We start from the raw sequence: 13441 nt of genomic DNA on the forward strand, positions 1-13441 counted from the left end.
GGCCCGGGAGTGCTTAAATGTGACCGGCCAGTTCAATTGACCATCCAATCTGTCAGTTTCGTGCGCTCCCACCCTTCATTTTAAGATCGGGAGCGACCATTTCCGACGACCTGATCATTTAGGGGCTTGTTACATGTCTACATCCCTCGCATTCGTCTTTCCAGGGCAGGGTTCGCAGTCCCTCGGCATGCTGGCCGAGCTGGGCGCGCAATACCCGTTGATCCTGGACACCTTTAAGGAAGCTTCCGACGCCCTGGGTTACGACCTGTGGGCGCTGACCCAGCAAGGGCCGGAAGAGCAACTCAATCAAACCGATAAAACCCAACCGGCCATCCTGACCGCTTCGATCGCCCTGTGGCGCTTGTGGCTGGCCGAAGGCGGCGCGCGCCCGGCATTCGTGGCCGGTCACAGCCTGGGTGAATACAGCGCCCTGGTAGCGGCGGGCAGCCTGACCCTGGGTGAGGCCGTCAAGCTGGTCGAGCGCCGTGGTCAATTGATGCAGGAAGCCGTCCCGGCTGGGCAGGGCGGCATGGCCGCTATCCTGGGCCTGGACGACGCGGTAGTGATCGAAGCCTGCGCCGAAGCGGCCCAGGGTGAAGTGGTCAGTGCGGTGAACTTCAACTCCCCAGGTCAGGTGGTGATTGCCGGTGCCAAGGCGGCAGTCGAGCGTGCCATTGAAGGCTGCAAGGCCCGTGGCGCCAAGCGCGCGTTGCCGTTGCCGGTGAGCGTGCCGTCGCACTGCGAGCTGATGCGCCCGGCGGCCGAGCGTTTTGCCGAGTCCATCGCCGCCATCAACTGGCAGGCGCCGCAGATCCCGCTGGTACAGAACGTCAGCGCGGCGGTAGCCGCCGACCTCGAGACCCTCAAGCGCGACCTGCTGGAACAACTGTACAAGCCGGTGCGCTGGGTTGAATCGGTCCAGACCCTGGCTGCCAACGGCGCCACCGAGCTGGTCGAATGCGGCCCAGGCAAAGTCCTGGCAGGCCTGAACAAACGCTGCGCCGATGGCGTGTCGACTGCCAACCTCAATACCCCGGATGCCTTCGCTGCCGCTCGCGCGGCGCAGGCCTGACCCCTCGAACTTAGGAGAAGCCTGCATGAGTCTGCAAGGTAAAGTTGCACTGGTTACCGGCGCCAGCCGTGGCATTGGCCAGGCGATCGCCCTGGAACTGGGCCGTCAGGGCGCTATCGTGATCGGCACCGCCACGTCTGCTTCGGGCGCCGAGCGTATCGCCGCTACCCTGAAGGAAAACGACGTTCAAGGCACCGGCCTTGAGCTGAACGTGACCAGCGACGAGTCCGTGGCTGCCGTACTGGCCGAGATCACCGCACAGTTCGGTGCGCCGGCGATTCTGGTGAATAACGCCGGTATCACCCGTGACAACCTAATGATGCGCATGAAAGACGACGAGTGGCACGACGTGGTCGATACTAACCTGAACAGTCTGTTTCGCCTGTCCAAGGGTGTTTTGCGTGGGATGACCAAGGCGCGTTGGGGTCGAATTATCAATATTGGCTCCGTAGTGGGTGCCATGGGCAACGCAGGCCAAGTAAACTATGCAGCCGCCAAGGCCGGTCTGGAGGGTTTCAGCCGTGCACTGGCGCGTGAAGTCGGCTCGCGGTCGATTACGGTCAACTCGGTGGCCCCAGGGTTCATCGACACCGATATGACCCGCGAACTGCCTGAAGCACAGCGTGAAGCCTTGCTGACGCAGATTCCGCTGGGCCGTCTGGGCCAGGCTCAAGAGATCGCGAATGTGGTCACTTTCCTGGCATCCGACGGTGCGGCATACGTGACTGGGGCTACAATCCCGGTGAACGGCGGGATGTACATGAGTTAAATTGTGACGGATCGCTTCAAAAAAATGTCATACGAGCTGTCTAAAATCCGTTATAAAGCTGCAACTTAATTTATAGACAGGTGGCCGAGCGGGTACAGGGTGAAGCTTTCAGTTGAAAAGCTGAAATGGCTTTCTATACACTTACCCACTGGCCAGCTGCCTGAATTTGTCCATTAGGAGTTAAACAAGGTATGAGCACCATCGAAGAGCGCGTCAAGAAAATCGTTGCCGAGCAACTGGGCGTTAAAGAAGACGAAGTGGTCAACACTGCTTCCTTCGTAGAAGACCTGGGTGCCGATTCCCTTGACACCGTTGAGCTGGTGATGGCTCTGGAAGAGGAATTCGAGACCGAAATCCCGGACGAAGAAGCTGAAAAAATCACTACTGTTCAAGCTGCCATCGACTACGTTACTAGCCACCAGGCGTAATAGTTTGTAGTCGTCGCTTGCTGTCAGGGAAAAACCGCACTGCTGTAACGGCGTGCGGTTTTTTCTTTAGCGTCTATGAAAACTGGCGCCGATGAAAAGTGAGCTCTGAAACGAAGTGTCGTCATCAAGAAAAAGGAGAGTGCTGTGTCGCGTAGACGCGTCGTAGTCACCGGTATGGGTATGTTGTCGCCACTGGGTACGGATGTGCCGAGCAGTTGGCAGGGCATTCTGGCTGGCCACAGTGGTATTGGTCTGATCGAACACACGGACCTTTCTGCCTATTCCACCCGTTTTGGCGGCTCGGTAAAGGGTTTCAATGTCGAGGAATATCTCTCGATCAAAGAATCCCGCAAACTCGACCTGTTCATTCAATACGGCCTGGCAGCCGGTTTTCAGGCGGTGCGTAACGCCGGCCTGGAAGTCACCGACGCCAACCGTGAGCGCATCGGCGTGGCCATGGGTTCGGGTATTGGTGGTTTGACCAATATCGAAGAAACCAGCCGCACGCTGCATGAATCCGGCCCTCGTCGAATTTCACCGTTCTTCGTGCCTGGCTCGATCATCAACATGATTTCCGGTTTCCTGTCCATCCACTTGGGTGCACAGGGGCCTAACTACGCCATCGCCACAGCCTGTACCACGGGCACTCACTGCATCGGGATGGCGGCGCGCAACATCGCCTATGACGAAGCCGACGTGATGATCGCCGGCGGCGCCGAGATGGCCGCCTGCGGCCTCGGCATGGGCGGCTTCGGCGCGTCGCGTGCATTATCGACGCGCAATGACGAGCCGACCCGTGCCAGCCGTCCGTGGGACAAGGGCCGTGACGGCTTCGTGCTGTCCGACGGCGCCGGTGCGCTGGTGCTCGAGGAGCTGGAGCACGCCAAGGCGCGCGGTGCCACCATCTACGCCGAGCTGATCGGTTTTGGTATGAGCGGCGACGCCTACCACATGACCTCGCCACCGTCCGACGGTGCCGGTGCTGCGCGTTGCATCACCAACGCACTGCGCGATGCGAAGGTCAATGCGGACCAGGTGCAGTACATCAACGCCCATGGCACTTCGACCCCGACGGGCGATCTGGCGGAAGCCGAAGCCATCAAGTCGGTGTTCGGCGAGCACGCCTACAAGCTGGCCGTGAGTTCCACCAAGTCCATGACCGGCCACCTGTTGGGCGCGGCGGGCGCGGTCGAGGCGATCTTCAGCGTCATGGCCATCAAGGATCAGGTCGCTCCGCCGACCATCAACCTGGATGAGCCGGACGAAGGCTGCGATCTGAACTTCGTGCCTCACGAAGCCCAGCCGATGCCGATTGATGTGGCAATCTCGAACTCCTTCGGGTTTGGTGGCACCAACGGTTCCCTGGTGTTCCGCCGGTTCGCCGAGTGATGTACAGCTGGGTCGACGGTCAGCCAGCGGACAGCGTGCCCCTGAAAGATCGCGGCCTGGCGTATGGCGATGGGCTGTTTGAGACCATGGTGGTCAAGGCCGGGCAGCCTGTGCTGCTCGACCGCCACCTGCAGCGCCTCGACGAGGGTTGCAGGCGCCTTGCGCTGGTGGCGGAGCCGACCGTGATCCGCCACGAAGTGCTGGCCTACGCTGGCGCCCTTGGCAGCGGTATTCTCAAACTGATCCTCACCCGCGGCGACAGCCTGCGCGGTTATGGGATCAACCCTGACGCGCCGGTGCGTCGTATCTTGCAGGGCAGTCCGCCCGCTACTTATCCCCCCGCCCATGCAATCGATGGCATCCGCCTGTTTGCGTGTGCCACCCGCCTGGCTGAACAGCCGTTGCTGGCCGGTCTCAAGCACCTTAATCGCTTGGAGCAGGTGATCGCCCGTGCCGAGTGGCAGGATGCCGAGCACGCCGAAGGCTTGATGCTGGATATGTCCGGGCGTGTGATCGAGGGTGTATTCAGCAACCTGTTCCTGGTGCGCAACGGCTTGTTACTAACCGCCGATCTGAATCGTTGCGGCGTAGCCGGGGTGATGCGCGCCGAGATCCTGGCCCAGGCACAAACGCTGGGCGTCCCGGTGGCCGTGGCTGATATCACTGTCGAGCAACTGCAGCAGGTCGACGAAGTTTTCATGTGCAACAGCGTTTATGGCATTTGGCCGGTGCGCGGGTACGCCGCGATGCGCTGGCCGGTTGGCCCGCTCACCCGTAAACTGCAGGGCATTGTTCGCGCGCTATTGGATATTTGAGTTGATACGAAAACTGGTTGTACTGCTGCTGGTCGGTCTGTTCTCGGCGGCGTTGCTGTTGGGCTTTTCTGCCTGGAAATACGACGCTGCCTTGAAGCAACCGTTGAACCTGACCCAGGAGCAGTTGCTCGATGTGCCGGCTGGGGCGACCCCTACCGGTATGTTCAATCGCCTTGAAGCCGACGGCGTGCTCGATGGCGCCTTCTGGTTGCGCCTTTACTGGCGCTTCAACCTCGATGGGCAGCCGCTGCACAGCGGCGAATACCGTATGGCTCCCGGCATGACCGCCCAAGGCCTGATCGGCCTGTGGCAGCGCGGCGAAGTGGTGCAATACAGCCTGACCCTGGTAGAAGGCTGGAATTTCCGCCAAGTGCGCTCGGCCTTGGCCAAGCACGAAAAGATTGTGCAGAGCCTGCCGGGGCTGAGTGACAGCGAAGTGATGGAGAAGCTCGGCCACCCCGGCGTATTTCCCGAAGGACGGTTCTTCCCCGATACCTACCGCTTCGTGCGTGGCATGACGGACGTCGAATTTCTCAAGAAAGCCTACAACCGCCTGGATGACGTGCTTGCCCAGGAGTGGAACACTCGCGCCGCCGATGTGCCGTACACCGATCCGTATCAGGCACTGATCATGGCCTCCCTTGTCGAGAAGGAAACCGGCGTACCGCAAGAGCGCGGGCAGATCGCCGGGGTTTTTGTGCGGCGGTTGAAGGTCGGTATGTTACTGCAGACCGACCCCACGGTGATCTACGGCCTGGGCGAGCGCTATAACGGCAAGTTGACCCGCGCCCACCTCAAGGAAGCCAACCCCTACAACACCTACATGGTGGCTGGCCTGCCGCCGACGCCGATCGCCATGGTCGGCCGCGAGGCGATCCATGCCGCGCTGAACCCGGTGCCGGGCAGCAGTCTGTATTTCGTCGCCCGTGGCGATGGCAGCCATATTTTCTCCGATGACCTGGGTGCGCATAATGCCGCCGTGAGAGAGTTTCAGCTCAAGCGCCGCGCCGACTACCGCTCCAGCCCGGCGCCGGTGGCAAAGCCTGCCGAAGACGTGATGCCGCCCGCAGACGCACCCGCCGAGCCCACGCCGGACACCGCCGCGCCGCAAAGCCCGCAATGACTCTGACTAAGGACTGCCTGTGACTGGCTTGTTTATTACCCTGGAAGGCCCGGAAGGCGCCGGCAAAAGCACCAACCGCGATTACCTGGCCGAGCGCTTGCGCGCCGAAGGTATCGAAGTGGTGTTGACCCGCGAGCCTGGCGGTACGCCGCTGGCCGAGCGCATTCGTGAAGTGCTGCTTGCCCCAGGCGAGGAACAGATGAACCCGGACACCGAGCTGCTGCTGGTGTTTGCCGCCCGTGCCCAGCACCTGGCCGAGGTGATTTGCCCGGCCCTGGCACGTGGAGCGGTGGTGATTTGCGACCGTTTCACCGATTCTACCTACGCCTACCAGGGAGGTGGTCGTGGCTTGTCTCTGGAGCGTATCGCCACTTTGGAAACCTTCGTGCAGGGCGATCTACGCCCTGACCTGACGTTACTGTTCGACCTGCCGGTGGAAGTCGGTATGGCCCGCGCCAGCGCCCGTGGCCGTCTTGATCGTTTCGAGCTGGAAGGCCAGGCATTTTTCGATGCCGTACGCAGGGCCTTCCTCGCGCGTGCCGAGGCTGAGCCGGCGCGCTATCACCGGCTGGACGCCGCCCGGCCATTGGCCCAGGTGCAGCAAAGCATTGATGCGCTGCTGCCCACGTTATTGGAGCGCGCCCGTGGCTGAGGCCTATCCGTGGCAGGACAGCCTTTGGCAGCAGTTGGCCGGCCGTGCCCAGCACGCCCATGCCTACTTGCTGCACGGGCCAATCGGTATCGGTAAGCGCGACCTTGCCGAGCGCCTGATGGCCAGCTTGCTGTGCCAACGCCCGGTCAACCTGAACGCCTGTGGCGAATGCAAATCCTGCCTGCTGCTCAAGGCCGGCAGCCACCCCGATAACTACCTGCTGGAACCCGAGGAAGCCGATAAGGCGATCAAGGTCGACCAAGTGCGCGACCTTGTCAGCTTCGTGGTGCAGACCGCGCAAATGGGCGGGCGCAAGGTGGTGCTGATCGAGCCCGTGGAGGCGATGAATATCAACGCCGCCAACGCCTTGCTCAAAAGCCTGGAGGAACCTTCCGGCGACACCGTGCTGTTGCTGGTGAGCCATCAGTCCAGTCGCTTGCTGCCGACCATTCGCAGCCGTTGCGTGCAGCAGGCGTGCCCCTTGCCCAGCGAGGCTATGAGCTTGCAATGGCTGGGGCAGGCGTTGCCGGACTGCTCCGAAGACGAGCGGGTGGAATTGCTCACCCTGGCAGCCGGCTCGCCTCTGGCCGCAGTAAAGTTGCAGGCCCAAGGCGTGCGCGAGCAACGGGCACTGGTGGTGGATGGCGTTAAAAAGCTGCTCAAGCAGGAACTCTCCGCGACACAACTGGCCGAGAGCGCCTGGAAGGATATTCCACTGCTGTTGTTGTTCGATTGGTTCTGCGACTGGTCGAGCCTGATCCTGCGTTACCAGTTGACCCAGGATGAAAACGGCCTTGGCCTGCCGGATATGCGCAAGGTGGTGCAATACCTCGCGCAGAAAAGCGCCCAGGAAAAAGTACTGAATATTCAGGACTGGATCCTCGCCCAGCGCCAGAAGGTGCTCGGCAAGGCCAACCTCAACCGTGTGCTGTTGCTCGAAGCGCTGCTGGTGCAGTGGGTCGGGTTGCTTGGCCGACGTTAATTTCCGTGGCCGACAGGTGTATCGTCGGCCAGACAACTTTCTGTGATCTCAAGTCGTAATTTCCTATGCTCGTAGACTCCCATTGCCACCTTGATCGTCTCGACCTCGCCCAGCACAACGGCTCCCTGGATGCAGCGCTGCAAGCCGCTCGCCAGCGTGGGGTAGGGCACTTCCTGTGTATCGGCGTCAGTGCCGACAACGCCGCCGACGTCAAGGCCCTGGCGGACCGTTATGCCGACGTAGACTGCTCGGTGGGTATCCACCCACTGGACCTCAAGCCCGGCGAAGCCCCCGCCCTTGATTGGCTGCTGAGTGAGCTCAACCATCCGCGTGTGGTCGCCATCGGCGAAACCGGCCTGGATTATCACTACGAGCCTGAAGCCGCCGAGTTGCAGCAGGCTTCCTTCCGGTTGCACCTGCAAGCCGCCCAGCACACCGGCAAACCGGTGATCATCCACACCCGTGGCGCCCGCGCCGACACCTTGGCGCTATTGCGCGAAGCCGCCTTGCCCCAGGCCGGTGTGCTGCATTGCTTTACCGAAGACTGGGATATGGCCAAGGCCGCCCTGGACCTGGGGTTCTATATTTCCCTGTCGGGTATCGTCACCTTTCGCAATGCCGATGCCCTGCGTGACGTGGCGCGGCAAGTGCCGGCGGATCGGCTGCTGGTGGAGACCGACTCGCCGTACCTGGCCCCCATCCCTTATCGTGGCAAGCCGAACCTGCCGCAGTATGTGCGCGAGGTGGCGGATTACCTGGCGATGCTGCGCGGTGAGCCTTACGAGCGGTTTGCCGAACAGACCACCGAGAATTTCAAGCGCCTGTTCCCATTGGCCCGCGTTGGCGGGTAACGAGGCCAAATCGCGGGCAAAAAAAACCCGGGTTCTGGGGGGTGAATCCGGGTTAAGACCATTAGGAGTAAAACAAGGGCACACAGTCCGTCGGTACCCAGGTCGGCGCTTCACTTGGGGGAGATGTCACGCCGACAGTTGAAGTATTGATCATGTTCTGATTCAGTCCAGTCTTTGCTGCTCGTTTTTTAAACAGATTTGGAATACGTCCACTTCGCTTGAGTTCTCATGGCGGGGTGTACGGGGATAGATGTTGCGTATTATTTCTGACTGATTCCCATGAAAACGTTGGCGTGCTGAAAGTAAGTGCGTGTTGGGTTCACATAGGCGTTGCCCAACGACCGTTCAGTCGGGATAATCCCTTGCACTGGGTAAATCGTATCGCCATGTATTCGTGGCCCTGCGCAACCCTTCCTATTCCGACCTTTGCAGACCTCTTCCTCATGCACAAAGAACCCCGTAAGGTCCGTGAGTTTCGCCGCCGTGAGCAGGAAATTCTCGACACCGCCCTCAAGTTGTTCCTCGAACAAGGCGAAGACAGCGTCACCGTCGAGATGATCGCGGATGCCGTGGGTATCGGCAAAGGCACCATCTACAAGCACTTCAAGTCCAAGGCCGAAATCTACCTGCGGCTGATGCTCGATTACGAGCGCGACTTGAACGAGCTGCTGCATTCGGCCGATGTGGACAAGGATAAGGAAGCCCTGTCCCGCGCTTATTTCGAGTTCCGCATGCGTGACCCGCAGCGCTATCGTCTGTTCGACCGCCTGGAAGAGAAAGTTGTCAAGGGCCATCAGGTGCCGGAGATGGTCGAGGAGTTGCACAAGATCCGTGCCTCGAACTTCGAGCGTCTGACCCTGCTGATCAAGGGCCGTATCAGCGAAGGCAAGCTTGAAGACGTACCGCCGTATTTCCACTACTGCGCCGCCTGGGCCCTGGTGCACGGTGCCGTGGCGCTGTATCACTCGCCGTTCTGGAGCAATGTGCTGGAAGATCAGGAAGGATTCTTCCAATTCCTGATGGACATCGGCGTACGCATGGGCAACAAGCGTAAGCACAGCAGCGAGCCGGCGCCGGTGGAAGCCGCACCCGTCGACGCGCCTGCCACGTAATGATTTGCTGCCAGGCGTAGTACCCCAGGAATATACTCAGGCAAGGACCTTGCTAAAAACTGATTTATAAGTCAGCTTTCAGTGCGCCCGAATTATCCTCTGCCGGAGTGATCCATGATCGTTGATCGTCAAGGCAGGCGTTTTCGCAATTTGCGGATCAGCCTGACCTCAGCCTGCAATTATGCGTGTACCTACTGCGTGCCTAACGGCAAGCGGCTGGTGGCTGCCCAGGACGAACTCTCGGCCGAGGCCATGGCCCGTGGCGTGGCGTACCTGATCGAAGCGGCGGGCATCGACCGCCTGCGCATCACGGGCGGTGAGCCGCTGGTGAGCCCCAAGCTGGAAGCCTTCATGGGGGCCGTGGGGCAAATGGGCCTCAGTGATATCAGCCTGACGACCAATGGCCAACTGCTGGCACGCAAACTTCCGCTATTGGTGGATGCGGGTATCAAGCGCATCAACGTTTCCCTCGACACACTAGATGCCGACGCCTTCCGCGGAATCGCCCGGGGCGGCGACCTCGCCACCGTACTTGATGGCATGGACCAGGCTCGCGCGGCCGGAATCAAGATCAAAGTCAATATGGTGCCGTTGCGTGGCCAGAACCTGGACCAGGTCATGCCGCTGCTCGACTACTGCCTGGAGCGCGGCTACGAATTGCGATTTATCGAGTTGATGCGCATGGGCCACCTGGCCAAGGATTCCAATGCGTTCCTGCAGCAATTCGTCAGCCTGCAGCAGCTGCTTGGCTTGATCGGCGAACACCATGAATACCTGCAAGCCAACGCGCCCGTGGATGCCACGGCGGTACGCTACGAAGTACCGGGCAAAGGCTTCTTTGGCGTGATCGCCAACGAAAGCGTGCCGTTCTGCCGCACCTGTTCGCGGCTGCGCTTGTCATCCACCGGGTGGCTGCATGGCTGCTTGTCGTCGAGCAACCGTCACTACGTCGGCGACTTGCTGGACAAACCGCGTCATCAAGCGCTGCCGGCCCTGCAAGGCTTGCTGATGAAGGCGCTGGGCGACAAGCAGGAAGTGGCGTTCTCCGGAGGGGCCACCATCATGAAAATCATTGGCGGCTGAGCCTATTCCAACCATTTCACATAACTGAAGGTGGGAGGGGGTTCGCAAGCACCCTCCCACCTTGAGTTATGCGTTGTTTGCAGATGGCGCGGTTTCTGCATCTCACGCCCATTCGCCGGTTTTCCGTCACCGGCTTCTGGAGGATTAGGATGCGTAGTCTGGTTTTGTTGCTGGCGTCGTTGACGCTGAGTGGTTGCATGACCGTCAGCGATATGGCCGAAGGCACCCGCTATCAGATGAGCGACGCCGGCTTGCTTGACCATAGCGATACCCGTCGAACCGCATCGGTTCGCATACAACCGGACTCCTTTGTCTTTATAGCCCAAGGCGCTTTCGTGCCGCCGGGCAGCGCCTATCCGCGCCCGAACGTAGTGGCCGAAGAAGCCTTCAATGGCTTCGTTGAGTACTTTCCCATGGTGCGCCGCGCCCGTCAGCCCGAAGGCTTGGAGCAGGCGCTGGCCGAAGCCCGTGCGGCGGGTGCGCACTACTTGCTGTACTGCCGCTTCGCCAAGGCGGATGACCGTATCGGCAACGCCGATGAATGGGCGGACCAAGAGGCCCTGGATCGTGTCGGCCTGGACAATGGTGTTATCCAGATCATGTTGATCGAGACCAGCACGCAGTATTTAATTGATACCGCACGTATCCGCAGTCGTGGCGGTTTACTGACGTTCCACGACAACAAGCCGGAAGACCTGATCGCCCGCCCACTGGCGCAGTACGCACGAGGGCTGCTGGGCATGGGTGATCAGTAAGCCCGGCAGGTAAAAAAGGGAGACCTCATGACCGATTCCGCCAAGGCCAACGATCTGCTCGCCCAACTGCCCAAAGGCAAGGGACCGGCGCCGGTGCACCTGTGGAACCCGGATTTCTGCGGCGACCTCGACATGCGCATCGCCCGCGACGGCACCTGGTTCTACCAGGGCACGCCGATCGGGCGTAAACCGATGGTCAAGTTGTTCTCCAACATCATCCGCCGCGATGGCGATGATTACTTCCTGGTGACTCCCGTCGAAAAAGTCGGCATCCGCGTCGATGACGCGCCCTTCGTCGCGGTGACCCTGGAGGTCGAAGGGCAGGGTGAAAGCCAGGTGCTGCGCTTTACCAGCAACGTCGACGAGCAGATCGAGGCGGGCCTCGAACACCCGCTGCGGGTCGTCACAGACCCCGTCACCCAGGAGCCGTCACCTTACTTGCGTGTGCGCACCAACCTCGAAGCCCTGGTGCATCGCAACGTGTTCTACCAATTGGTCGAGTTGGCGGTAAGCCGCCCAATCAACGGTCAGAACTGGCTGGGCGTATGGAGCGGCGGCGAGTTTTTCCGCATTGACCTGGAGCCCTGAGGTCGGTATTTTCACCTCGCTGAAATAATTCGCTTGCTGCAATCTGACGCTTTCGGTTATCAATTTGGACATGATTAGACATGTGCGATTTGATAAGAAAAAACGCGTCGTCGACGAGCTCATCCGCCGTATCGAGGGTGGGGTGATGGCCGACGGTGTCCTGCTGCCTGGGGAACATCAATTGGCCGAGGAGTTTGCGGTCAGTCGCGGCACCCTGCGCGAGGCCCTGGCCGAACTCAAGCGGCGTCATTACATTGCGACCCAGAGCGGCGTAGGTTCCATCGTCACCTTCGACGGCATGGTGCTGGATCAAAATAGCGGCTGGGCCCAGGCCCTGGCTGACACCGGTGCGCTGGTAACCACCGATATCCTGCGTCTGGAAGCGGTGACCCGGCCGGACCTGCTCAGCCGATTCGGCAGCGACCAATTCATTGCTCTCGACCGCCGCCGGCGCACCACTGACGGTACCGCCGTATCCCTGGAGCGTTCGCTGATGCCGGCGTCCGGCGGGCTGGAAAGCCTGCCCAGGGTCGGCCTCATCGATGATTCCCTGACAATCACCCTGGCGGCCTATGGTTACATCGGCGCCGACGGTGACCAATGGATCGGCGCCGAGCCACTGAGCGATGAAGACGCCGAACTGCTGGGTCGCCCGGCGGGTAGCGTGTTCCTCAAGGCGTCGCGTACCACTTACGACCGTCGTGAGCGTTTCATGGAATACGTCGAGAGCTTGCTCGACCCTGTGCATTTTCGCCTGCACTTGCAGTTTGGATCTTCGAAATGACCCCTCAAACCCGCGCCCTCGGCGCCTTCTACGGTCTGGCCCTGGGCGATGCCCTGGGTATGCCTACCCAGTCCCTGAGCCGTGAGCAAGTGCAACAGCGCTTCGGGGCCATCACTGCCCTGGAAGCGGCTGGCCCCGACCAACCCATCGCACCGAATATGCCCGCGGGCGCCATCACCGACGACACTGAACAGGCGATCCTGGTCGGTGAGTTGCTGGTCGAGGGCCAGGGCAAGATCGCACCCACCGTACTCGCCCAGCGGTTGATCGACTGGGAAGCACGGATGCGCGCCAAGGGCTCCCAGGATTTGCTCGGGCCGTCGACCAAGCGTGCCATCGACCTGATCCTTGCCGGGCACACGCCCCAAGAGTCCGGACGCTACGGCACCACCAATGGCGCCGCCATGCGCATCACGCCCGTGGGCATCGCCGTGGATGTGAGCGACCCGGCAAAGTTTATCCAGGCGGTGATCCAGGCGTGCCAGGTCACCCACAACACCACATTGGGCATCTCCAGCGCGGCGGCGGTGGCTGCGGTAGTGTCCGCCGGCATCAATGGCGTCGACTTGGGCGAAGCCTTGAACATCGGCACCCAGATCGCCCAACAGGCGCAAGGCCACGGCCATTGGGTTGCCGGCGGGCGTATTTCCACCCGTATCAGTTGGGCGCGCACCTTGAGCGTCGGCAGTGGCGACAAAGCCCTGTTTGCCGACCTGGTGTATGAACTGATTGGCACCTCCGTCGCCTCCCAGGAGTCGGTGGTGGTGTCGTTCGCCCTGGCTCAGCAAGTGGCGGTGGGCGACATGAACGCGTTCGAAGCCCTGTGCCTGGCCGCCAGCCTGGGCGGCGACACCGACACCATCGCGGCGATTCTGGGAGCGATGCTGGGGGCGTGCCTGGGCATGCAGTGCTGGCCCGAGGCGATGATCGAGCAGGTCAAGCGGGTCAACGGCCTGGATCTGCAGCCGCTGGTGCAGGCGCTGCTCAACATGCGCTAAGCACCGCAGGCAAGCCCTCTGCCACACGGGGCTCGTTCAG

The 13441-nt window shown here is 61.1% G+C and carries 15 protein-coding genes; all 15 read left to right on the forward strand.

Annotated features, from left to right (window positions below):
- Positions 1 to 133 precede the first annotated feature (133 nt).
- The 15 genes from fabD to AB4O23_RS11090 all read left to right on the forward strand — a co-directional run bounded on the left by fabD (position 134) and on the right by AB4O23_RS11090 (position 13401).
- Complete coding sequence (fabD, locus tag AB4O23_RS11020) at positions 134 to 1072, forward strand: ACP S-malonyltransferase (protein ID WP_017529482.1); 939 nt, start codon at positions 134 to 136, stop codon at positions 1070 to 1072.
- A gap of 25 nt (positions 1073 to 1097) precedes the next feature.
- The gene (gene fabG, locus AB4O23_RS11025; RefSeq protein WP_017529483.1) at positions 1098 to 1841 is read left to right on the forward strand and encodes a 3-oxoacyl-ACP reductase FabG; all 744 of its coding nucleotides are present in this window, start codon (positions 1098 to 1100) and stop codon (positions 1839 to 1841) included.
- 191 nt (positions 1842 to 2032) lie between these two features.
- A complete protein-coding gene (gene acpP / locus AB4O23_RS11030) occupies positions 2033 to 2269 on the forward strand; it encodes an acyl carrier protein (RefSeq protein ID WP_005892238.1) in 237 nt (78 codons plus the stop codon).
- A 144-nt stretch (positions 2270 to 2413) separates the two neighbouring features.
- Positions 2414 to 3658 carry a beta-ketoacyl-ACP synthase II gene (gene fabF, locus AB4O23_RS11035; RefSeq protein WP_017529484.1) on the forward strand — a complete coding sequence of 415 codons (1245 nt, stop codon included), beginning with the start codon at positions 2414 to 2416 and terminating at the stop codon, positions 3656 to 3658.
- Entirely contained in the window at positions 3658 to 4473 is an 816-nt protein-coding gene (pabC, locus tag AB4O23_RS11040; protein ID WP_460069814.1) for an aminodeoxychorismate lyase, read from the forward strand. Before fabF ends, pabC begins: the two co-directional genes overlap by 1 nt.
- Before the next feature lies 1 nt (position 4474).
- Positions 4475 to 5596 carry an endolytic transglycosylase MltG gene (mltG, locus tag AB4O23_RS11045; protein WP_017529486.1) on the forward strand — a complete coding sequence of 374 codons (1122 nt, stop codon included), beginning with the start codon at positions 4475 to 4477 and terminating at the stop codon, positions 5594 to 5596.
- Between the two features lie 19 nt (positions 5597 to 5615).
- The gene (gene tmk, locus AB4O23_RS11050; RefSeq protein ID WP_017529487.1) at positions 5616 to 6248 is read left to right on the forward strand and encodes a dTMP kinase; all 633 of its coding nucleotides are present in this window, start codon (positions 5616 to 5618) and stop codon (positions 6246 to 6248) included.
- On the forward strand, positions 6241 to 7230 hold the full coding sequence (locus AB4O23_RS11055; protein ID WP_017529488.1) for a DNA polymerase III subunit delta': 990 nt from the start codon (positions 6241 to 6243) through the stop codon (positions 7228 to 7230). Before tmk ends, AB4O23_RS11055 begins: the two co-directional genes overlap by 8 nt.
- A gap of 65 nt (positions 7231 to 7295) precedes the next feature.
- Positions 7296 to 8081, forward strand: a complete 786-nt coding sequence (locus tag AB4O23_RS11060) for a TatD family hydrolase (protein ID WP_065876817.1) — start codon at positions 7296 to 7298, stop codon at positions 8079 to 8081.
- A 443-nt stretch (positions 8082 to 8524) separates the two neighbouring features.
- Positions 8525 to 9193: a TetR/AcrR family transcriptional regulator gene (locus AB4O23_RS11065; RefSeq protein ID WP_017529490.1), complete on the forward strand. Its 669-nt coding sequence runs from the start codon at positions 8525 to 8527 to the stop codon at positions 9191 to 9193.
- A gap of 114 nt (positions 9194 to 9307) precedes the next feature.
- On the forward strand, positions 9308 to 10276 hold the full coding sequence (locus AB4O23_RS11070; RefSeq protein ID WP_065876815.1) for a GTP 3',8-cyclase MoaA: 969 nt from the start codon (positions 9308 to 9310) through the stop codon (positions 10274 to 10276).
- Between the two features lie 149 nt (positions 10277 to 10425).
- Positions 10426 to 11031 carry a DUF4823 domain-containing protein gene (locus AB4O23_RS11075; RefSeq protein WP_017529492.1) on the forward strand — a complete coding sequence of 202 codons (606 nt, stop codon included), beginning with the start codon at positions 10426 to 10428 and terminating at the stop codon, positions 11029 to 11031.
- 27 nt (positions 11032 to 11058) lie between these two features.
- Positions 11059 to 11619, forward strand: coding sequence for a DUF1285 domain-containing protein (locus AB4O23_RS11080; protein WP_460063166.1), 561 nt, complete (start codon positions 11059 to 11061; stop codon positions 11617 to 11619).
- A 70-nt stretch (positions 11620 to 11689) separates the two neighbouring features.
- Positions 11690 to 12403 (forward strand): GntR family transcriptional regulator, encoded by a 714-nt coding sequence (locus AB4O23_RS11085; protein WP_460063169.1) that lies wholly within the window; start codon positions 11690 to 11692, stop codon positions 12401 to 12403.
- Complete coding sequence (locus AB4O23_RS11090; protein WP_065876814.1) at positions 12400 to 13401, forward strand: ADP-ribosylglycohydrolase family protein; 1002 nt, start codon at positions 12400 to 12402, stop codon at positions 13399 to 13401. Before AB4O23_RS11085 ends, AB4O23_RS11090 begins: the two co-directional genes overlap by 4 nt.
- Positions 13402 to 13441: the final 40 nt, after the last annotated feature.

The organism is Pseudomonas sp. H2_A10, from assembly GCF_054680085.1.

Coding starts and splice junctions, on each gene's coding strand:
- fabD (WP_017529482.1), top strand. CDS start 134: ATGTCTACATCCCTCGCATTCGTCTTTCCAGGGCAGGGTTCGCAGTCC.
- AB4O23_RS11085 (WP_460063169.1), top strand. CDS start 11,690: ATGATTAGACATGTGCGATTTGATAAGAAAAAACGCGTCGTCGACGAG.
- fabG (WP_017529483.1), top strand. CDS start 1,098: ATGAGTCTGCAAGGTAAAGTTGCACTGGTTACCGGCGCCAGCCGTGGC.
- AB4O23_RS11090 (WP_065876814.1), top strand. CDS start 12,400: ATGACCCCTCAAACCCGCGCCCTCGGCGCCTTCTACGGTCTGGCCCTG.
- AB4O23_RS11065 (WP_017529490.1), top strand. CDS start 8,525: ATGCACAAAGAACCCCGTAAGGTCCGTGAGTTTCGCCGCCGTGAGCAG.
- pabC (WP_460069814.1), top strand. CDS start 3,658: ATGTACAGCTGGGTCGACGGTCAGCCAGCGGACAGCGTGCCCCTGAAA.
- AB4O23_RS11080 (WP_460063166.1), top strand. CDS start 11,059: ATGACCGATTCCGCCAAGGCCAACGATCTGCTCGCCCAACTGCCCAAA.
- AB4O23_RS11070 (WP_065876815.1), top strand. CDS start 9,308: ATGATCGTTGATCGTCAAGGCAGGCGTTTTCGCAATTTGCGGATCAGC.
- AB4O23_RS11060 (WP_065876817.1), top strand. CDS start 7,296: ATGCTCGTAGACTCCCATTGCCACCTTGATCGTCTCGACCTCGCCCAG.
- AB4O23_RS11075 (WP_017529492.1), top strand. CDS start 10,426: ATGCGTAGTCTGGTTTTGTTGCTGGCGTCGTTGACGCTGAGTGGTTGC.
- acpP (WP_005892238.1), top strand. CDS start 2,033: ATGAGCACCATCGAAGAGCGCGTCAAGAAAATCGTTGCCGAGCAACTG.